The sequence below is a fragment of the Paenibacillus sp. FSL H8-0260 genome, assembly GCF_045040625.1.
GTDB classification, from domain to species: Bacteria; Bacillota; Bacilli; order Paenibacillales; family Paenibacillaceae; genus Paenibacillus_AQ; species Paenibacillus_AQ odorifer.
Window position 1 is genome coordinate 3727418 of sequence record NZ_CP150298.1, and the last position, 20258, is coordinate 3747675.

A 20258-nucleotide genomic window follows, 5' to 3' on the forward strand; every position below is an offset into this window, starting at 1 on the left:
AACCTTCCTTCTTCAATAGATTAATGATTAGTAAAGGAAAAAATATAAATATCTGCATAAGTACAATTTATAGTAAAATATATAAATCTGAGCTAGGAGTGGATGGACGTGCACCAGAACGAACGAATCATAAACAAATTACAAACGAATCCCTTAAAGAATGTAAGCTTGTTAAAAATGTTAAACTCCTTCCACGAAGTCATGGAAACACATCTAGTTGAGCATGGTGATCAGTGGGGTATTGTATTACTTCTTCCAGCCACAGCATACGCATATGATCATAGGGTATATCCTCAAGCGGATTACATCGTATTTTTGGATTACAGCTGCCCCGATATATTTCCAGCTTTACTACCACTGCTCCCAGCACAGGCGAAGCTTGTTTTTAAACTACAGGATGTGAAGTACCAAGAGGCACTGTCTGCGCATTTTTCTTTAGAAAAAACTCGGGGGTTTTTCTCTTACAGCACAACTGAGGGGTTAAGGTATAGTAAGGACAAAGAGGTGTCAATCAATCATTCATTTGACGACAGACTACTTCCACTTTGGGCTGCTAACCATTACAATAAGGAAGAAATTGAGGAATATTTCCAAAAAGGAGCGTTTTCCGTTTCAATCTTTCAGGGCGACAATCCGGTTAGTACCTGCCTAGCGTTCCGAAATGAAGAGCAGATTTGGGAAATCGGCGCTGTTCATACTTTAGAAGCATTTCAAAGATACGGATACGCGAAAATGGTAGTTCGCACAGCCATACAAGAAACGTTAGAACGAGGCTTTATTCCACGCTATCACGTCCTTGAAAGAAATCAAGCGTCCATTCGTCTAGCTGAATCTATTGGGCTTGTCCCTTGTGTGCAGCTAGAGCACTGGATTAACTACATTCAATAACAATTTCTATTGGAGGTGATTTTAATGAGCTATCCAACAAACGACAATTTGAACTATTATCAGCCTCCACCCCCTCCGGCACCGACGAATGGTAAATCAATCGCTGGTTTTGTCTTGGGAATCCTCTCTATTGTTGTGCCTTATATTGGTTTTCTGTTAGGAATTATTGCGATTATTCTATCCGCCTTATCGCTGAAGGAAATCCGTAATCGTTATGAACAAGGCAAAGGCCTAGCGATTGCAGGCCTGGTATGTGGAATTGTGGGCACGCTGATGTACGCAATTATTATATTATTCGTCGTTGTGTTTGTTTTTGCAGCTTCTACTTACTAACCACGAAAAGGATCTCAATAGCCATCATCGGCTGCTGAGATCCTTTTTCGAGTTAACACGCTATCAAGTGAACCCTTCATTCAGTCGTGGAACCAAAATCGGTGATTTTAAGCTTAACATCAAAGGTCAATGGCATCCGAATAAATTCCTCGTCCCAATGATCCTTGATCTTTTTCCAAACCTGCGGTTTTTCTATGCTAAACCAATTTCCGAACCCTGCCACATCTACTTTATAGGTGGAATGCATTTTGTGAATAAGAGCATTGATTTTTTCGGTTAATCTCTCCTCGAATATCTTCTCCAATTCTTTGAAATAGGCAACTTCCGCGGAATGCTCATTATCATCCCAATTCTCAATAAGACGTCCATCAGACTCAATGGCTACATGAATAGAGAACTTCTCATCCGCAGTCTCCTTCAGCGTAATCTTGCTCTTAACTGATTTAATTTCATAAGTAATCGCTTCATTCAACTGATTATAGGTTTTAATGCTCCCACCTTTTATGTCCCCTTTGATCCAGGCTATACTCTCCACATCCTGTTGATCAATATTGCCAATCCACTGTCCTGTGTCTCCCTTGATAATACCTGCTCCGGAAAATTCGACCTCACCCTGTGCCTCCACGATGTTTTGTAAAACAAAGCTTTGCCTGGAGTACATAAGTGCATCTAGATTAGACAACGTTATGCCCTTCATAACTTTACTGGTTCTGAAGTGGTTATGAATCATGTCTGCCAGACGAAAAGATGGAATCTCCTCCGAGGTTGTTTTAAGTGTGTCGGACGCAGGCCCTTGGCTAAGAAATATAAGACAGCTAGGGCGGATATCATTATCTCGCAGTAAAAAGTCCATTAGCCGTCTGATCTTCTCCTGTTGCACCAGTTTCTCAGATATGACAACAACCTTGAGGTGATGACCTATAATCGGACGGTTCTTACGTATTGAGATTTGGCGGAATATCTCAAGCAGAGAATCCCCTGTCTCAGAAATATTGTGATAATGAGTTTTGGGTGTTGCGCCATCTTTGCCAGTGTTTCCGAGTATTTTTTCAGGCACAATTTGTACCGTAGCCGTCAATTTATTTTTCTTAAAATAGCTTCCTCCGAGTTCCTCAAACTCCCGTTCGACTCCTTTCGGCTCCCCCTTGTCAAGCGCCAATCCCGTATAAACACTCAAGTCTTCAATCTCCTTACTGCTCCAGCAGCCAGACTGCGTAAGCAGAATCACGAATACCAATAGTAGGCGAATAACCCGCTGTCTAAACATTCTGCTTGAGTCCTTTCTTCCTAATGATTAATACAATCGACAATAACAGTGGCAGCATTATAAAGATCAGCACACCCATATAGCCAATCGCATCACCAAGACTAAAGACATCATTGATGCGCTGAGGGATCATCGTACAGATGAAGATGATGGGCATTAAAGCGAACATAACCGGATGGATCTTTAGGTGGAATACCTGGGAGATGCCAAGTGATGCATTAAAGAAAAAGCTGCAAAAATTACAGAACATCTGCATCAGCCAAATGACGAGCAACGGAAATTCAAATCGTTCAAAAAAGAACCCTGATATTTCAAAGCTCCGTACCAAATCTATCGTAGGCCAGGTGCTGGTGATTACAGAATTGATGGATAGGCCGCCGATAACCATCACAACAGTAACCAGATACAGTACCAGCGGGATACTTAAACCGACCATCATTCCTTTGACCGCTTGCTGCGGATGTTCCATAAAGGCCGTCATTGTCATCACAACCTCACAACCGGTAAAGATCAGGATGCTCGACTTCATGCCTCGGATCACCGGCATCAGCCCTTCACTCAAAAAAGGACGTAAATGCTGGATATCAAATATTCTGGCACTTAAGATATAACAAATAATCAGGATAAAAATACTGATCGGAAATACAATCTGAAACACGCGGGCCATGGAATTAATCCCACCATAGACCAAATAAGTGCCCACCCAGATGAACGGCATTACAATTGCCCAGATCGGAGTTCCTTCCAGAAGAAAGAACAATGTTACTTCCGCCAGAACGCGGATTTCGAAACCCGCAATCACAATAAAGTAAAGAATCAATATTGTACTCATTACACTGCCTGGAAGATTCCCAACAATTCTTTTAGAATACTGAAAGACAGTCTTCCCTGGAAATTGCTGGCTAAGCTTCACCATAACCAATATGACCAAAGATACGACGATACCTCCCAGCACTACTGAAATCCAGGCATCGGGAGTCTGCACAGCCTTAACAACATTTCTGGGCAAAGTCAAAATTCCCGCACCTAGCATTGAATTGGTCAAGATTATAGAAGCCTGCGAGGTTGTGATCTTGTCATCAGTTCGTTTAAACACTGTGGTCTCCCCTCTGCTCCTGCTAAGAATACATTCTCTAGGACCTGCGTTTTTTCTTCTGGGTCTTCAGCATCTCCGGTCTTCGCTTCATGATCGATAACGGTGCACGAACGAACAAATCCTTCCAGTCACTTAAGCGGAAAGGGGAAATAGGGGTGACGTAAGGAACTCCAAAGCTTGAAAGCCGAGTCAGATGGCTGCAAATAAGCAGGAAGAAAAGGATGGTTCCGAACATGCCCAGGACCGCCGCAAATAACATGCCTGCGAATCGTAAGATCCGGAGAGTAATCCCCGCACTGTACATCGGTATGGAAAACGAAGAGATCGCTGTCACGGCTACAACAATTACCAAAAAAGGACTCACAATACCAGCCTGTACCGCGGCATCTCCAATGATTAGACCTCCGACAATCCCCATTGCCGGACCTATGGGCTTCGGCAGCCGAATTCCAGCTTCACGCAAGATTTCAATGGAAATTTCCAGAATCAACACTTCAATTAATGCAGGAAAGGGTACACCTTGGCGTGTTTCGATAATGGAGATCGCCAGTTGTGTAGGAATCAGTCCCGGATGAAAAGAGATAAAGGAAATATACAGCGCCGGAGCCAACAGAGCCAGAAATGATGCGCAAAACCGGAGTATCCGCAAAAGTGTACCCGGAATCCAGCGCTCATAATAATCCTCAGGAGACTGCAAAAGCATACTGAACGTCACTGGAACAACGAGTGCAAACGGTGTGCCATCCAGCAAAATCGCGACTCTTCCCTCTAACAAGGAAGCAATTACCCGATCGGGTCTTTCCGTATTCTGTGTCTGCTGAAACGGGCTTAAATAATCATCCTCGATCAACTGTTCCACATAGCCGGATTCCAGAATAAAGTCCATATCAATTTTGGAGATACGTTCCTTCACTTCCTGGAGCAGATCAGGATTTACAATGTTTTTCATATAAGCGATAACCAGGTTCTTCTTGATTTCGCTGCCTACTTCAACCATTTTCATTTCCAGATTCTTATTAAGCCCTTGGCGCCGCAGCATAGAGGTATTCTCACTAAGCACCTCGGTAAAGCCAATCCGAGGCCCACGCAGTAAAGCCTCCGAGGTTGGCTCAGTAATCGCGCGCACGGATCCATGCGGAGAACCCACCAGCAACATCTCACGCATGCCTTCGACAATCAGCGCAGTGTATCCGAATAGGACAAACTCCTGCAGTTGGTCTAAATCCTTGGCTTCACTAAGCTGAGCTAAGGGGAGCATATTCTGTTTCAAGTAGTTGTATATTCCTTCTGAAGCCTGCGTTTCGCCGGCATACATCAGATTCTGCAGCACCTGCTGATTGATTAGCTCCTCGTGCTGCATCCCCTCTACATAGACCAATGCGGCACGTGCCTGTATACCTTTAACTGAGAATTCACGAAAATGTACATCACTGTTCTCCCCCAATGCCGTTTTTATCGCTGTCAGATCGGCATCATAGTCCTGGGTAAAAGCAGTAGACACAGGAGGCTGCGGATTTACTTCCCGATTGTCATTCTTCTTCAGTTCCGCATCCTGTGATTTGGCCTCTGTTTCCTTGGAGCGTCCGCTTCCAACATAAAAATACAAATGCCTGTAAAGATAAAAAATCCCTACGGGAAAGAGCAGCGTAATCGCCGCCTGCATAAAAATTGTCCAGTCCGGAATATAAGAGACTATTTTAGGCCACATCGCAATCATCCTCTATAGGAATCTGTTAGTACTATTCTCCTTCCACCCTATTCTTATGCAACATTTGAAACTTAAGGAAAGTTCATATATCAGCATTGGTCCGGACATAACAAAACGCCCGCATAAGCGGACGTCTGCAATTTAGAGTATTTTCAACAGGTACTGCTTAAGGTTAATTAGGTTGCTGCCACTGCTTTAAAACCTCAATCAAACCCGGGACATCTAATCCATCCAAGGAAAAAGCTTTGCGCAGCAGCTCATGCGGTATGAACTCATCGTATTTTCCGAGATAGGGTGCTTCATCTGGGGATAACAATGATAATGGATCTGTGGCAGCCATACTTTCGGCAATGATCTCTGCTTCCAGCGTTTCTGCATCTGTTTTACCCGCAACGACCATATAATAAGGTTCCATGGGAACGATAGAACGCAGTCCCAGAGGGCTCTTCAGGTTGTTCTTCAGAAGGCGCTCCAGCGTACGGAATTGCCGACTACCGGCCCAGGGCAGAATGAACATGGAATCTCCACCCGCCGGCATAACGGACCGCACAAGCATTCCGCTTTCCTTCGCTAAACGACGGGCTCGTTCAAGACGCGCAGCCGCACTCGGAGCTAAATACGGATACAATGAAGTGGCTCCTAAGATTTCACGGATCTTGTTCATGATGCGTGTATGTACATCCCCACCCGCACCAAGCCACAACGTATCTACTTTGCCGCGTGAGGTTTTCACATAAACGGCTTTATGGCGATTATCCACCTCTTCTACCTTCCAAAGCTTACCTGCCAGAGTAAAACAGTAGCCTGGTGGTGGAACCGTTGTGATCGATCCGATTTCCTCAGTCCCGTTATAGACCACATGCTCTTCATCATCTTTGAAGACCGCGTAGAAGCGGAAGTTATTCACGATCTTCTCTCCCGCCATCCCGATGATCAAGCTGCCTTCGTCCATCTTCTGAATTTGTCCCATGCCTAACATATAGGTCATGAAAATATCATAATCAGTAGGATCTATGGTTTTAAACGAAGGCAAACTCAGAACCGCTTCTTTTAAATCATCCGGTTCGGCCTCACCCATACTTTTCAAAATGCTCATCGTCTGATGGTACAGCAGTCCAACTGGCAGCTGACGCACGACCAGGGGTTCCACCCATTTCTCGCGCACATATAGCTCAATTACCGCTATCGCTCGAAGCAGTGTCCACGGCATCCGGGCCGGAAGCTGAGCTTCCTCGTCCTCTTCCTCGGGCGTGACAAAGATCATCTCGGATGCAGCGTCTCCACGCCTGCCCGAGCGGCCTAACCGCTGCACAAAGCTTGCGCAGCTATAGGGAGCGCCGACCTGAAGCACTCGCTCCAGCTCGCCCAGATCAATACCCAGCTCCAGCGTCAACGTCGCTGCGGCAACAGCCGGTCCGGTGCCTTGCCGCAGCGCGGCTTCCGTCTCTTCACGCAGCATCGCGGAGATGCTGCCATGGTGAACGTGAAATACATCCCGTTCACCACGCTTCGCGGCCGTTCTCCGCATCTCTAGGGTCGCCGTCTCCGCATCTGAACGGCTGTTGGTGAAGATCAACGCCTTCTTCAGATGCGTATGATCATAAATAAAATCGTAATAAGACTGCTTCGCACGTTCTAAATGCTCTGCCTGCACCTCATCCCGTGCATCCGGGAAAGAGAAATGCTCCACACTTAAACGGAGCTTACGCCCGCCTTGTGGAGCGGACACTTCAACGCTCTCCCGCGTGCCCGCCGCCAGCCACTCTGTGACAGAAGCGTAGTCACTCAGCGTAGCTGATAGACCGATTCTGCGAGGATGACATCCCGCCATTCGTGAGATTCTCGCCAGCTGGCTTAACACCTGGATCCCCCGGTCAGCTCCCATAAAGGCATGCACCTCGTCAATGACAATAAAACGTAGATCATGGAACAACGCTGGAATAGCATTCGGGCGGTTCATCAATAATCCTTCAAGCGATTCAGGGGTGATTTGCAGCACGCCTGAAGGATTCTGCACCAGTTTTGTTTTATCGGCTTGTGGTACATCTCCATGCCAGTGCCACACCGGAATGTTGCCTTCACGAAGCAAATCATTCAAACGTGTAAATTGATCGTTGATCAAAGCTTTCAGAGGGGCGATATACAAAATGCCAACCGAACCGGAAGGACGTTCATACAGCTCAGTAAGCGCAGGAAAAAAAGCTGCCTCTGTCTTACCTGAAGCGGTACCTGAGGCAATCAGCAGATGATGCGGGGTATCAAAAAGCACCCGGCAGGCATCCACCTGTGCCTCACGCAAAGTCTCCCAGCGGTTCTTATAAATAAACTCTTTAATGAAGGGAGCCAGCCTATAGAACGGATTATCACTCATAATTCAAACTCCGCCAGGAATCCATCCAGTTCATTTTGCTCAGTCTCAGCTGGCTTAGCCGTTTTTTCGCCCACTAGCTGTTCAAAAGTAATCTCCGGATGCTGGTGGAGCGTATGCAGCAGATCCATGAAATCACGAACTACCTCCCGTGGAGTTAAGAGTTCCTCAGCCCCTAATCTTCCAACCGCTTCCTCCATAAAATGAACCAATTGTTCCTGTGATAAACGTGCTTCATAACCATAATGTAGGGCGTGAATCTCTTTAAGCTTTTGCAGCAGTACAAGAATTTCCTCGTGTGATAACATGTCCAGTGCAATGATAGGTCCAGTATAATTGTTCAGACCCGCCGCCCCGTACCGGCCAGCAACCAATCGCGATCGCAGTGCCTCATAACTAAATAATCCACGCCGTCCATCTTCCACAAATTGCGGTGTTCCCCCTATAAAAATCCCAAGGTTCTCTGCCTTCCCCTGCATCGTATCATTGAACATGGTAAGCAGCTTTTCATAGTTGCTCTGACGGGAAATACTGTTCGTAATTTTATAAAGATTGACACCTTCATCAATAAACAGCAGCAGACCTTTATAGCCAATAGCCGCAGTAAATTCCGCCCAAAGCTTCATATAGTCATACCAATTATCATCATCAATAATCACGCCAACTCCAAGCGCTTTGCGGGCTTCTGTCCGAGTTGCAAATTCTCCTCGCAACCAGCGAAGCGAATCCTGTTTCTGGTCATCATCGGCCAGCTTGTGTGCATTCCAATAAGAGGCGAGTACTTTGGCAAAATCAAAACCATGTACCAAACCACGCATTTCAGAGGCTACAGCGTAAATTCGCTTCTCTACTTCTTCACCAAGCTGAGGGTGATCAGGCCCATATTCCTTCTCCTGCATCACGGACTGCTGTAGCGTAATAATCCATTTCTGCAGGATGATCTCCAACGCTCCACCATCTGGACGTGTGCGGGTCGATAAATGGCTCATTAGCTCCCGGTAAGTCGCTAAGCCTTGTCCTTTAGTTCCTACTAACCTACGCTCAGGGGACAGGTCAGCATCTGCTACTACAAAATCCCGATCCATCGCGTAATTACGGATCATCTGAAGCAGAAAGCTTTTGCCGCTGCCGAATTTGCCTGTAATCAGCTTAAAAGCTGCCCCACCCTCTGCAATGTTCTCCATATCTCTTAATATGGCTTCAATCTCCGGCCGACGGCCAACGGCTATGTGCTCTAGTCCGATACGCGGAACAACACCTGCCGTCAACGAATTGACTAGCGCAGTTGTCATTCGTTTAGGTATTTTTAATTCACTCATCCAAAGTTCACCTCATTAAATATTGCGCAGCATAGAGATATATTCCTCAACAATGTCTTCCCCCTCAATGATCAGATCACCAAGAATGTCCATTGCGATCTCATTAATCTCATCAATTAGAAGCTCTGACATCGTGCCATTAGCAGCAGCCAGCTTCAGTAAAGCTTGACTTCCATTCTCATCCAAAAGAGCAAGCAGTGCTTCCCGTTGTAGTGGACTTAAAGCATTGGCAAACTGTTCTGCCTCCGATCCTATGCTAACCGCTTGAGCTTCTTCAATCACCTCTACAGGCAACAATTCTTCCTTACTATCTTGTATTGGATCGATTTCACCGATAGTTGCTTCGAGCTCGCTAGCCTCGTAATCTTGCTCGTCCATATTCTCAACCGTAAGCATTGTCCGTACAATTTCAGAATCACTTTGCAGGCGTTCTAGCTTCTCAGGATCTATGACGACTGTCGGCCCTTTGTCTTCCTGCGTCTCTTTAAGGTGCTCACGCTTTAGAAAACGAGTGATCAAATCGTCCATATCGGCATCTACATTAATACCTTTAAGTCGTCCGCGGTAGCCCATCAGTTCCCGGAGTTTATTCTCAGTCAGACGAAATAGCCTTGTAATCAGACTGCGAAGTGGTGGAGATTTACTAATACGTACAACCGGTATAAGAACAGAATAGCCATATAATGAAATATCATATACGGCACTACGGAATAAATAACGCTCCCGCATCACCGCTGGTCCAGGCGGAAACATTTCCACTAGATTGGAGCCGTGTTTCCGGGTGACATAAGCATTAATTAACGCCACGACCTGCGGAATGTATTGTTCAAGAGCTTCTTTGCCTTCTCCGATGTAGAACTTGGATTTACTAATATCATAGTCCGACATTGCCGTTAATACTGCGAAGGTTAGCTGCTCAGGCGCTGCCGTCAGGCCTCTCATTAATTCAAGCTCCGCCAGATCTCCTGCAAGACCACGTGAACGAGCCACAATGATAGAAAGCGGGACATCCAAATGATGTACAAAAGAGAAGTCCGCGATCCAGCCGCCAAGATATTGATCCAAACGTTTATAACTTTCCCGGTAAGCTTCCCAGATCAGATTTAGCTGCCTATAGCCATCATTAGGGTCAGTCCACCCCACGCCATTAATAAGCTCATATACATGCAGAAAAATATAAGAAAGATCTGTTTTCAGATATCTGCCTTGTCTAACTTCATTCCGCCAATAAAAATACCATCTGCTTTGCGTGCCTGTCATATGGCCATATGTAGGCCAGTAACTCTTAAAAGGAACAAAAAGCGCTGAGTCCTCAGTTTTTTCAACTAATTCCTTCGCTCTTGTTACGAACTGCCCTTCGGTGGTAGTCACAGGCTCCGGCGTTTCCATCTCTGTATCCCAAAGCTGCAGCTGTAATGAAGGTTCAGGGGTTGAATTTGTTTTGCCATTATTCTTAGAAGATGACTTAGGCAGCGCAGGTTCAGGGGAATTTCGCGGCGGAATCGGTACATTTTGTTCCGTACTTTCCCAGACTAATTCTGTGAAATGCGGTTGCTTCCTATCATTACTCATGTGCGATCGCTCCGTCCTTATAAATAAGGATTAATGTAAAAAAACGGTCCTGTTCACAACTGTGAAGGAACCGTTTTGTTCTTACGTGAATAGTGGTCATCCATACAGGACGATAACATCGTTTCTTCTTGATATTTTAGCATTGTTGATAGATTAACATCAAGTATGTAATGCAGAATCACATTTTAGAGAAGCTCGGTTCCCTTTGTTTCTTTGCCAAGGAACAATACCGCTAATGCACCGATAATAATCGTTACAAAAAATAGCATAAAGATCGAGCCAATCGCCATAGATTTACCTACTAGAACCCCTACCAGCAAAGGTGCGATAATGCCCCCAATCCGGCCAAAGGAAGTTGCTAAACCAGCGCCTGTGGAACGAATAGCCGTTGGGTACAGCTCTGGCGTATAAGCATACATGCCACCCCAAGCGCCAAGATTGAAGAAGGATAAACAAATTCCGGCAGCCATCAGCATGCCTTCAGTAGTCGCATTTCCGAACCATGCAGCGCTAACCGCAGTGAACAGCATATAGATGACTAGGACAAATTTACGTCCGAACTTTTCAATAAAGTAAGCGGCAGTAAAATATCCAGGCAACTGAGCGAGCGTCATAATAAGCACATACTCGAAGCTTTTGACCAAGCTGAAGCCTTTAAGTACCATAACTGTAGGCAGCCATAGAAACATGCCATAATACGAGAACACCACCGTAAACCATAAAATCCACAACATAATTGTAGAACGGCGATATTCTGGCGACCATACGGTAGCGATTCGTTTCTTTAAGGAAACGGGTGCCTTTTTAATCTCAGCAAATTTCGGTGAATCATCAATCGCCCGTCTTAGATATAAAGCGTAGAGTGCAGGTACAGCCCCAATTCCGAAAGCTATACGCCAGCCATAATCAGGGATAATGAAGAACGCGATTAATGCAGATGCAATCCAACCGACTGCCCAAAAGCTCTCCAAAAGCACAACCGCACGGCCTCTCTCCTGAGCAGGCATGCTCTCTGAGACCAAGGTAGAAGCGACAGGCAGCTCTCCGCCAAGACCAAACCCAGCAATAAAACGAAGCACACAGAGGATCGCAAAGCCTGTTGCAAATGCAGATAATCCGCTTGCCGCCGAGAAAATAAGGAGTGTCCACAGCAATATCGGTTTACGGCCAAAGCGGTCTGCTAATATCCCTGCCGCTGCAGCACCTACTGCCATACCGACGGAATTAATACTAGTCAATATACCGATCTGCTCCGGTCCCAGATTCCAATCCTTAGCTAAAGCTGCTACAACAAAAGAAATCATTCCGACGTCCATCGCATCGAACATCCAGCTCAAGCCAGCGCTGAAGAGTAATTTCCTTTGTTTCGGATTCCGCAGCAGTGTCATTTGATTCACTTCGAAGCCCCCTTATTTCAACCTGTTAACCAATAAACTTACTTTTGATTGTTTCACTTATACATTTTAAAATTGAAGTGCTCAAAAATCAAGAAATAAAGCAGCATTAAAGTATTGCCTAGCCAGCGATTGAAAATAACAGGTCTGCACAGAAATTGTGGCGATAAGCAGCATATTACGAACGGATTCTCTCTGCGCTCTCGACAAATGTGTCAGCCGGTTAATCACACGATCTATAGAGCTTTTTAATGAGGTATCATCTTTCCAAGAGAACTCCTTGTGCAACACTTGATCTACTTTACATTGCGTCTGAATCGATGGATTGCTTTTGATCTCCTCAAAAAGCCCTGCATAGGCGTAATACAGCTTGGCCGGTTCAATTAGATCATCATCATCCCGATCCGGCTTTAGGAACATTAGCTGGAACAGTTGGCGGATACTTTCAAAGTTAAGAGCAGATTTGAGATCATCGATAATAAACAAAAGCGCCGCCTGATTAACCGAATATTTCTTTCCTTCTTTAGGCGAACCGAGATATTCCTTGAAGTCGCGCTTGACCCAATTTTGCATAGCTGTGACGGTCAATGTGGAATACTCTATAAGATGGCCCAATGAAGCAATTTCACCAAGTGAAAAGCCTTTTACATGGCCGCCTTTAATGATCTTTTGTAATATGGGTGGAACATTGGTTGATAAAAAAGCGGGCAACGAAGTCCCCTTTTGTAATTCTTCACGGTGAAACTTTGCCCATGCCTCTTGGAGGATATTCAGCGGTTTCCGGTCTGACAATCCGGTCAATGAGAGCAGTAGACTGGACATCTCCACACGAGTCAATGCAAATGATTCCATATCTGTTTCCCTCCACCATTTGATATTTTACTGAAAAGTTCGTAGAATAGTTCATAAGAACTCATAATAATGAGTATAACCTATTTTAGGAACGAAAGGGATGGTAAAGATTATATGGGTATAGGACTTAGTTTGACGTTGGTGGTTATTTTGATTATTTTAACCGCTTTTTTTGTAGCAACAGAATTTGCATTGGTGAGACTTAGAGGTAGCCAGATCAGTCAAATGGTGCTTGACGGAAAGAAGAATGCCTTGGCAGTACAGAAGGTATCCGCTAATCTCGATGGCTATTTATCCGCTTGTCAGCTCGGGATTACTATCACTGCGCTGGGTATTGGTGCACTGGCAGAGCCTGCATTCGAACAGTTATTGCTTCCTATTTTCGACTGGGCCAATATCAGTTCTAGTGTGAGTCACCCTCTTGCGTTTTTACTCGCATTCATCATTGCAACATTCTTGCACGTCGTTGTCGGAGAACTTGCTCCGAAGACGGCAGCTATAAACATTCCGGAAAAAATCGGTCAAATTACTTCACCGCTGATTATTTGGTTCTACAGAATTTTGTACCCTCTCATTTGGTTCATGAACGGTTCCGCTAATATGCTTGTTCGTCTTTTTGGGATGAAACCAGCTAGTGAGCATGGAGACGCGCATAGTGAAGATGAGATTCGTTTGATCCTGTCCGAGAGTTACGAAAGCGGGAAAATCAATAAAGCCGAATATGGCTATGTTAACCGAATCTTTACTTTTGATGAGATGCTCGCCAAAGAAATCATGGTTCCGCGAACCGATATGGTATGTCTTTTCACCAATCATTCGTTGAAAGAAAATTTCGAAATTATCCGCAAGGAGCAATATACTCGTTTCCCTGTGGCACAAGGCAGCAAGGATAATATTATCGGAATGATCAACACGAAACAGCTCTATTTGCAGTATGATAACAATCCTGATTTTGATTTTCATAGCTTAATTCAACCCGTACTGACAGTATCTGAGGTGACACCGGTCAAGAATCTTCTAACTCGTATGCAGTTGGAGCGTGTGCATATTGCCTTGCTGCTTGATGAATATGGTGGAACATCCGGTCTCATCACGATTGAAGATATTTTGGAAGAAATCGTTGGTGAAATCCGTGACGAGTTTGACGGTGATGAACGCAGAGAAGTCGAAAAAATAAGCGATACTAACTATCTGTTCGACGGTAAGGTATCTCTGTTAGAGGTCAAGGATCTTACAGGGCTTGATTTCGAAGATGAAGAAGTGACCACAGTTGGAGGCTGGGTATACAGTCATATCGCAGATCCAGCCATTGGCAAAAGTATTGTTCGTGACCATGTAACATTGACCATCCGCGAGATGAACAGATACCGTGTCCGCAAGGTTGAAGTTGTTATCGAACAATCAAGCAACACTGAATCATCATAAATCACGAAATCATAACCTTTATTCATAAAAAAAGGATAGGGTCATCAGATTAAATCTGACACTCTATCCTTTTTTCTTTTTGGAGAATTTTGCTCATATAATACTCATCCACCCACTCACCATCGACAATAAGAGATTTCCGCTTCGTCCCTTCGATTTCAAACCCGCTCTTGGTATACAGCCCCAAAGCAGCTTGATTATGGGTCATGACGGATAACTCAAGACGAACAATCCCATTGTTCATAGCCCAGATGTCCATCTCACGGAACAGGCCAGCCCCAATCCCATTCCCCTGATATTGTTTCTGAATCCCAATCACTATGTACGCGCTATGTCTATTGCGTCTAACACTTCCACCTCTAACAGACAAGTAACCTGCCAAATGATCGTCAACCTCTGCCCCTATAAGAATTGAAGTTTCTGCTGCCAGAAAGCTTTCGAGCATTTCTTTGACCTGACAAAGACTAGCTTGTCTTTCATCCGGTTCCAATAACATAAATTTGGACTCTTGGTCTAACTGATGCTGAAGTCGAAGCAGTTCACCTGCATCCTCCGGCACCAGTTCTCTAAGTGTAACCATCATATCATCACTTCCAATCGTAAATAACTATAAGTACTTCTTGAATACCTTACTGGAGCTGCTATCATAACCAAGAATTTCGTAGAGACGATGCGCTTCTTCTCTCTTTGCAGCACTTGATAACATAATCTTAAGGGCTCCCTTGGAGATTGCTACATTCTCGGCATGTCTCATTAGCATTGCGCCATACCCTTTTCCTCGTACTTTTTCAGCCACAATGACTCTTTCTATGACAGCAAAGGGCCTATCGTCACACAAAGCATCCATACAAAAATGAAGATGTAACGACCCGACAATTGTTTCTTGTTCTTCGCACACATATAGAAAACTCTCCGGATGACCTGCTATCTGCTTCAGCCGCTCAGGAGATACATGAATAGCTGGATGCTCAGGCAGCAAAATCCGATAAAGTTCTTCAATGAAGGTAGCGTCTTCGGGCACTGCTTCTCTTATCATTCGTCTACTCCCTTCTATACAACGATTAACAACGACAGACCATGATCACATTTCCATCGGGATCTTTAAAATTAAACCAATGATCATGCTCAATATCCGTGAGAATCTCTCCTCCGTTGGCCTTTACATAATCATAAGCAGCATCAATATCCTCGGTGTTAAGATGAAACGAAGGGATGTTTAGAACAGATTCAGCGGTGTAAATCTTACTGTCCAAAACGATGCCCGGTCCCTGCATAGGGACAACATATAAATGACCGAATAATACCTCTCCATCTAATGGGAGTCCAAGCAATTGGCAATACCATTGTTTTGATTTCTCAATATCCTTTACCGGAATAAAAACAGCACCAATCTGATTCAGAATCGGACTTATCATCATTAAGAAAGCCTCCTCTTTTAAGTTGACGGATAGGGTGTTATTCTAGAATAATTCGATAAAATATGTCAATTACCTCCCTCCATTTAGGGAAGGGCTGGTAAGTTGTGTTATAATTCTGTGAGCATTACTCCAATATCACGTACGTCAGGAGAATTACATTGGCTAACCTGAACTTCGGTGGTTTTAAAATGACCCCACCCAAAGTTTTATCACTAGGATTCTTAATCCTTATCACTGCCGGGACTTTTCTGCTTAGTCTCCCGGTCTCCTCAACATCCGGACAAATATCCTTTATCGATGCCTTGTTTATGGCGACTTCAGCCACTTGTGTAACAGGCCTTGCGGTCATTGATACGGGAACTCAGCTAACTACCTTCGGACAAGTTGTTCTACTCATTTTATTTCAAATCGGAGGATTAGGCTTTGTAACGATGGCTACTTTGATTACCTTGGTCCTTAATAAACGGATATCCTTGAAAGAGCGAATCCTTTTGCAAGAATCCATGAACCAAAATTCGATGCAGGGAATTGTACTCTTAATCCGTAGAGTCCTGATCTATTCTCTTGTTATTCAGCTGTCGGGGGCCGTGTTGTTTGCTGGAAGGTTTATGATGGATATGCCCTTTGGGAAAGCAGCATATTATGGGATTTTTCACAGTATTTCTATCTTTAATAATGCAGGCTTTGATCTCTTCGGTGATATTCATGGGCCGTTTAGCGGACTTACTCGTTTTGTAAATGATCCCATTGTTAACTTCACCTCAATGAGTCTCATATTTCTTGGAGGGATTGGTTTTATCGTTCTGTCTGATCTTATGGACTTTCCTAAACGCAGAAGACTCACTCTTCATTCAAAGGTTGTTCTTTGGACTTCTCTTATATTGATTGTTATTGGTGCGGGGCTGTTTTTTTTACTGGAGTTTAATTCTACGCTGAAGCCCTTGAGTGCAAGCGGAAAGTTTTGGGCGACCTTTTTACAAGCGGTAACTCCGCGATCTGGTGGTGTCACCACCATTGAAGTTCCACTTTTACGGCAATCCACACAATTTCTGATGATTCTATTGATGTTTATCGGAGCTGCACCTGGGTCGACGGGTGGAGGAATCAAGATCACTACATTCGCCGTACTGGTTACTGCAGTAGCTGCGCGATTACGGGGGAAAGAAGATATTGTAATGTTCCGCCACCGGATCGCTAAAGAAAATGTATATAGAGCCCTTACTATCACATTAATGTCTCTTATGCTGCTTGTCATCGCTACGATGTTATTATCCTTAACCGAGAGCGCTGAATTTCTAACTGTACTTTTTGAAGCAGTATCTGCTTTTGGAACCTCAGGCTTATCTATGGGCCTTACTCCGGAACTGACTACGGCAGGAAAGGTTCTAGTGATTATCCTGATGTTTATGGGCCGGACCGGACCACTTACACTTGCTTATGCTTTGAAACCAAAAGGTAGTAAAGAACTGTACCGTTACCCAGAAGGTAAGATAACGATTGGATAATCATGATATGGCCAGCGGCTACCAGATAATGCCGCTGGCGTCATATCAATAATATTATTGTTCTTCCACGATTTCTTGTTGATCAAGTGCAGCATCCAGCAACTGATTGTACACATCATCGTTATTCTCCAGCAATGCATCCGTTTCTAAGAACTGTTCCTCGCTCCCAGGCTCACCCGCAAAGCTTAGACTGTAATCCCATTCCGTTCCTCTTGTACTGAAGAAAGTAATTTCATATGGAGCCTTATGATTTTCGAGAGTGAATACAGTCCTCCCTACATAACTTTTATCTTCTTTACGGCTCATTTCAGCACTTACGATCTCTAAATTCATCCACTATCTTCCTTCCTATCATCAAATCAGCTACCCTTTCAGTATATCATTGAAATGAATGTAATTCCTTCTCTTTGCACTGTAAATTCCACGTAATTGACTTTTTTCATCCGGCGGTTAATAATTTAGTACAATGCTTGTAAAGTACTAAACTATTAGTAAATGGAGGAAATTACAATGACTGATTTTCAGGCTAAGCTTAGTAAATATGCAGATTTAGCTGTACAAATAGGTGTTAATGTTCAACCCGGGCAAATTCTAGTGGTGAATGCACCGATTCTTGCCGCTGATTTCGTACGTCTAATTACCGCTAAGGCATATGCTATCGGAGCAAGTTTAGTTAAGGTGAACTGGAGTGATGCAAGCATTACACGCCAACAGTTTGAACACGCTGCGCCAGAGGTATTCACTCAGCCTCCTACTTGGTACGCAGGTGAAATGACTGAATTCGCCGAAAAAGGTGCGGCTATCCTTAACGTGATCGCTGAAGATCCTGATGCACTTAAAGGTATTGATCCAGTACGTATCTCCAATTTCCAAAAAGTTCGCGGAGCTGCCCTCACCAAATATCGTGAAATGCAAATGTCCGACAAAGTGAGCTGGAGTATTGTAGCTGTTCCTTGTCAAGCTTGGGCGGATAAAGTATTCCCTGAGGTTCCAGCCGAAGAACGTGTAGATAAACTCTGGGAAGCCATTTTCCACACCGTGCGTCTTGACCGTGAAGATCCAGTAGCTGCATGGCAGGAGCATCTTGACACCTTGGAGCAAAAAGCGAATGTACTCAATGCAAAAAAATATAAAAAGCTGCATTACATAGCACCTGGCACTGACCTTAGCATCGAGCTTCCTGAAGGCCATATCTGGGCACAAGGAGACAGCATTAATGCAAAAGGTCATTCTTTTGTAGCCAATATGCCTACCGAAGAAGTCTTCACTGCACCACTAAAGACTGGTGTTAATGGCACTGTAAGAAGCACAAAGCCACTTAGTCATGGCGGCAACATCATCGATGGCTTCTCTATTAGCTTTGAGAACGGCCGTATTGTAAGTGTTACTGCTGAGCAAGGTCAAGAAGCGCTAGAGCACCTCATTAGCATGGATGAAGGAGCGAAATACTTAGGGGAGGTTGCCTTGGTTCCTCATAAATCCCCTATTTCTGAATCCAACATTCTTTATTACAACACATTGTTTGACGAAAATGCTTCTAATCACCTTGCTATAGGTATGGCTTATGCCTTCTGTTTAGAAGGCGGTAAAGACATGAATCCAGAGCAGTTAATTGAGCATGGCCTCAACAATAGTGTAACCCATGTGGATTTCATGATCGGGTCAGCTGAGATGAACATTTACGGGATAACTGCTGATGGAACTGAAGAACCTGTCTTCCTGAATGGAAACTGGGCGTTCTAATTTAAGCACACAAGAGATACAGGATATTGGGAGGAATAGAAACTATGTTGGATTTCAAGCAAAAGCTGGAGAATTACGCATTGCTGGCCGTGAAGATTGGCGTTAATATTCAACCGGGTCAGACACTCGTTGTGAATGCAGATATTGTATCCGCAGAGCTTGTGCGACTTGTGGTTCGTAAAGCCTATGAAGCCGGTGCGAGACTTGTAAAGGTAAATTATAGTGATGAAGTTGTATTACGTACACGTTATGATCTTGCTCCATCTGATTCCTTCCTGGAGCCGCCGCAGTGGCAAGCCGATGAATTAGAGGATCTTGCTAAAAAGGGAGCCGCATTTCTAACCATTATCTCCGCTGACCCAGATCTTTTAAAAGGCGTTGAACCTGGAAGAATTGCCGATAATCAACGTATTTCTGGGCAGACCCTAGCACCTTATCGTGAGTACTTAATGGGGAATCATGCGAGCTGGAGCGGCCTTGCCTTCCCATCAGCCTCTTGGGCGGCAAAAGTGTTCCCTGACGCTCCATCAGAGCAGCAGGTTGAACTATTATGGGACGCCATCTTTAAAGCCACACGTGCGGATCAGGAAGATCCTATTGAAGCATGGAGCCGCCATTTAGATGGACTCAAAACTCGTTGCGCTTCCTTGAATGAAAGTAAGTTTCGCAAGCTGCACTATACAGCACCTGGTACAGATTTAACTATTGAGTTGCCGGAAGGACACATCTGGTGTCAGGCTGGAGCTGTGAACGGTAAGGGCGTCCCTTTCTTAGCCAATATTCCTACGGAAGAAGTGTTTACTGCCCCTCTGAAGTCTGGTATTAATGGTAAAGTGAGCAGCACTAAGCCACTTAGCTACGGCGGCAATCTAATCAATAACTTCACGCTGACCTTTGAGAACGGTAAAGTGATTGATTTTACTGCTGAAGAAGGCGCAGAAACTTTGGCATCACTAATCGCACTGGATGAAGGCTCTTCCTATCTTGGTGAAGTTGCTTTGGTGCCTTTCCACTCTCCGATTTCTGAGAGCGGTATTCTTTATTACACTACGTTGTATGATGAGAATGCCTCCTGTCATTTGGCTTTAGGTGCAGCTTATGCCTTCACAATTCAAGAAGGAATTACGATGACTAAAGAACAGCTGTTGGAAAAAGGAATGAATCAAAGCCATACCCATGTTGACTTTATGATGGGCTCACCTGAAATGAATATTGACGGAATTAACGATGATGGAACAACAGTACCTATCTTCCGTAATGGGGATTGGGCTTAAGGCTTAAATAACACCCGTTAGATCCTAGATAGAACCAACTTCAAACAACCCGCTTAGCTCTCTAATTAGAGAGTAAGCGGGTTGTTTTTGTTTTAA

General features: G+C 44.4%; 18 protein-coding genes. 6 read left to right on the plus strand and 12 right to left on the minus strand.

All coding sequences use genetic code 11. The features are described 5' to 3' along the window. Positions 1-108 precede the first annotated feature (108 nt). Positions 109-888, plus strand: a complete 780-nt coding sequence (locus MHI51_RS16460; RefSeq protein WP_076126639.1) for a GNAT family N-acetyltransferase — start codon at positions 109-111, stop codon at positions 886-888. Between the two features lie 24 nt (positions 889-912). Next, the gene (locus tag MHI51_RS16465; RefSeq protein WP_076218054.1) at positions 913-1221 is read left to right on the plus strand and encodes a DUF4190 domain-containing protein; all 309 of its coding nucleotides are present in this window, start codon (positions 913-915) and stop codon (positions 1219-1221) included. 76 nt (positions 1222-1297) lie between these two features. On the opposite strand, the gene MHI51_RS16470 is transcribed toward MHI51_RS16465, so the two are convergent. The 8 genes from MHI51_RS16470 to MHI51_RS16505 all read right to left on the minus strand — a co-directional run bounded on the left by MHI51_RS16470 (position 1298) and on the right by MHI51_RS16505 (position 12797). Then, complete coding sequence (locus MHI51_RS16470) at positions 1298-2488, minus strand: Ger(x)C family spore germination protein (RefSeq protein WP_076218055.1); 1191 nt, start codon at positions 2486-2488, stop codon at positions 1298-1300. Continuing rightward, a complete protein-coding gene (locus MHI51_RS16475) occupies positions 2481-3584 on the minus strand; it encodes a GerAB/ArcD/ProY family transporter (protein ID WP_076218056.1) in 1104 nt (367 codons plus the stop codon). Before MHI51_RS16475 ends, MHI51_RS16470 begins: the two co-directional genes overlap by 8 nt. Before the next feature lie 37 nt (positions 3585-3621). Continuing rightward, complete coding sequence (locus tag MHI51_RS16480; RefSeq protein ID WP_076126801.1) at positions 3622-5292, minus strand: spore germination protein; 1671 nt, start codon at positions 5290-5292, stop codon at positions 3622-3624. 172 nt (positions 5293-5464) lie between these two features. Beyond that, on the minus strand, positions 5465-7663 hold the full coding sequence (locus MHI51_RS16485; protein WP_405173106.1) for a DEAD/DEAH box helicase: 2199 nt from the start codon (positions 7661-7663) through the stop codon (positions 5465-5467). Beyond that, entirely contained in the window at positions 7660-8979 is a 1320-nt protein-coding gene (locus tag MHI51_RS16490) for an ATP-binding protein (RefSeq protein WP_076126647.1), read from the minus strand. Before MHI51_RS16490 ends, MHI51_RS16485 begins: the two co-directional genes overlap by 4 nt. A 15-nt stretch (positions 8980-8994) precedes the next feature. Next, on the minus strand, positions 8995-10551 hold the full coding sequence (locus MHI51_RS16495; RefSeq protein ID WP_076218057.1) for a TerB N-terminal domain-containing protein: 1557 nt from the start codon (positions 10549-10551) through the stop codon (positions 8995-8997). 185 nt (positions 10552-10736) lie between these two features. After that, positions 10737-11939 (minus strand): MFS transporter, encoded by a 1203-nt coding sequence (locus MHI51_RS16500; protein ID WP_076218066.1) that lies wholly within the window; start codon positions 11937-11939, stop codon positions 10737-10739. 90 nt (positions 11940-12029) lie between these two features. After that, positions 12030-12797 carry a DUF1836 domain-containing protein gene (locus MHI51_RS16505; RefSeq protein ID WP_076190239.1) on the minus strand — a complete coding sequence of 256 codons (768 nt, stop codon included), beginning with the start codon at positions 12795-12797 and terminating at the stop codon, positions 12030-12032. A 114-nt stretch (positions 12798-12911) separates the two neighbouring features. Here MHI51_RS16505 and MHI51_RS16510 point away from each other — a divergent pair, with 114 nt between their 5' ends. Beyond that, positions 12912-14222, plus strand: a complete 1311-nt coding sequence (locus tag MHI51_RS16510; protein ID WP_076126650.1) for a hemolysin family protein — start codon at positions 12912-12914, stop codon at positions 14220-14222. A gap of 49 nt (positions 14223-14271) precedes the next feature. On the opposite strand, the gene MHI51_RS16515 is transcribed toward MHI51_RS16510, so the two are convergent. From MHI51_RS16515 to MHI51_RS16525, 3 genes are read right to left on the minus strand one after another with little or no spacing between them, the layout of a single operon-like run. Beyond that, entirely contained in the window at positions 14272-14805 is a 534-nt protein-coding gene (locus MHI51_RS16515) for a GNAT family N-acetyltransferase (RefSeq protein WP_076126651.1), read from the minus strand. A 24-nt stretch (positions 14806-14829) separates the two neighbouring features. After that, positions 14830-15258: a GNAT family N-acetyltransferase gene (locus MHI51_RS16520; RefSeq protein WP_076218058.1), complete on the minus strand. Its 429-nt coding sequence runs from the start codon at positions 15256-15258 to the stop codon at positions 14830-14832. A 25-nt stretch (positions 15259-15283) separates the two neighbouring features. Then, the gene (locus tag MHI51_RS16525; protein ID WP_036677380.1) at positions 15284-15637 is read right to left on the minus strand and encodes a VOC family protein; all 354 of its coding nucleotides are present in this window, start codon (positions 15635-15637) and stop codon (positions 15284-15286) included. Positions 15638-15828: 191 nt separating this feature from the next. Here MHI51_RS16525 and MHI51_RS16530 point away from each other — a divergent pair, with 191 nt between their 5' ends. After that, positions 15829-17145 carry a TrkH family potassium uptake protein gene (locus MHI51_RS16530; protein ID WP_076184980.1) on the plus strand — a complete coding sequence of 439 codons (1317 nt, stop codon included), beginning with the start codon at positions 15829-15831 and terminating at the stop codon, positions 17143-17145. A gap of 54 nt (positions 17146-17199) precedes the next feature. Here MHI51_RS16530 and MHI51_RS16535 read toward each other — a convergent pair whose 3' ends face one another. Continuing rightward, positions 17200-17478 (minus strand): hypothetical protein, encoded by a 279-nt coding sequence (locus tag MHI51_RS16535; protein ID WP_076126655.1) that lies wholly within the window; start codon positions 17476-17478, stop codon positions 17200-17202. A gap of 177 nt (positions 17479-17655) precedes the next feature. On the opposite strand from MHI51_RS16535, the gene MHI51_RS16540 reads away from it, so the two are divergent. Together MHI51_RS16540 and MHI51_RS16545 are read left to right on the plus strand one after the other, a co-directional pair. Next, the gene (locus MHI51_RS16540; RefSeq protein WP_038571402.1) at positions 17656-18888 is read left to right on the plus strand and encodes an aminopeptidase; all 1233 of its coding nucleotides are present in this window, start codon (positions 17656-17658) and stop codon (positions 18886-18888) included. A 44-nt stretch (positions 18889-18932) separates the two neighbouring features. Further along, a complete protein-coding gene (locus MHI51_RS16545; protein WP_076126659.1) occupies positions 18933-20162 on the plus strand; it encodes an aminopeptidase in 1230 nt (409 codons plus the stop codon). Positions 20163-20258: the final 96 nt, after the last annotated feature.

Bases quoted from the DNA above. Each gene is read 5' to 3' on its own strand.
- MHI51_RS16465 (WP_076218054.1), top strand. From the start codon at position 913: ATGAGCTATCCAACAAACGACAATTTGAACTATTATCAGCCTCCACCC.
- MHI51_RS16470 (WP_076218055.1), bottom strand. From the start codon at position 2,488: ATGTTTAGACAGCGGGTTATTCGCCTACTATTGGTATTCGTGATTCTG.
- MHI51_RS16480 (WP_076126801.1), bottom strand. From the start codon at position 5,292: ATGTGGCCTAAAATAGTCTCTTATATTCCGGACTGGACAATTTTTATG.
- MHI51_RS16485 (WP_405173106.1), bottom strand. From the start codon at position 7,663: ATGAGTGATAATCCGTTCTATAGGCTGGCTCCCTTCATTAAAGAGTTT.
- MHI51_RS16490 (WP_076126647.1), bottom strand. From the start codon at position 8,979: ATGAGTGAATTAAAAATACCTAAACGAATGACAACTGCGCTAGTCAAT.
- MHI51_RS16495 (WP_076218057.1), bottom strand. From the start codon at position 10,551: ATGAGTAATGATAGGAAGCAACCGCATTTCACAGAATTAGTCTGGGAA.
- MHI51_RS16500 (WP_076218066.1), bottom strand. From the start codon at position 11,939: ATGACACTGCTGCGGAATCCGAAACAAAGGAAATTACTCTTCAGCGCT.
- MHI51_RS16505 (WP_076190239.1), bottom strand. From the start codon at position 12,797: ATGGAATCATTTGCATTGACTCGTGTGGAGATGTCCAGTCTACTGCTC.
- MHI51_RS16510 (WP_076126650.1), top strand. From the start codon at position 12,912: ATGGGTATAGGACTTAGTTTGACGTTGGTGGTTATTTTGATTATTTTA.
- MHI51_RS16515 (WP_076126651.1), bottom strand. From the start codon at position 14,805: ATGATGGTTACACTTAGAGAACTGGTGCCGGAGGATGCAGGTGAACTG.
- MHI51_RS16520 (WP_076218058.1), bottom strand. From the start codon at position 15,258: ATGATAAGAGAAGCAGTGCCCGAAGACGCTACCTTCATTGAAGAACTT.
- MHI51_RS16525 (WP_036677380.1), bottom strand. From the start codon at position 15,637: ATGATAAGTCCGATTCTGAATCAGATTGGTGCTGTTTTTATTCCGGTA.
- MHI51_RS16530 (WP_076184980.1), top strand. From the start codon at position 15,829: ATGACCCCACCCAAAGTTTTATCACTAGGATTCTTAATCCTTATCACT.
- MHI51_RS16535 (WP_076126655.1), bottom strand. From the start codon at position 17,478: ATGAATTTAGAGATCGTAAGTGCTGAAATGAGCCGTAAAGAAGATAAA.
- MHI51_RS16540 (WP_038571402.1), top strand. From the start codon at position 17,656: ATGACTGATTTTCAGGCTAAGCTTAGTAAATATGCAGATTTAGCTGTA.
- MHI51_RS16545 (WP_076126659.1), top strand. From the start codon at position 18,933: ATGTTGGATTTCAAGCAAAAGCTGGAGAATTACGCATTGCTGGCCGTG.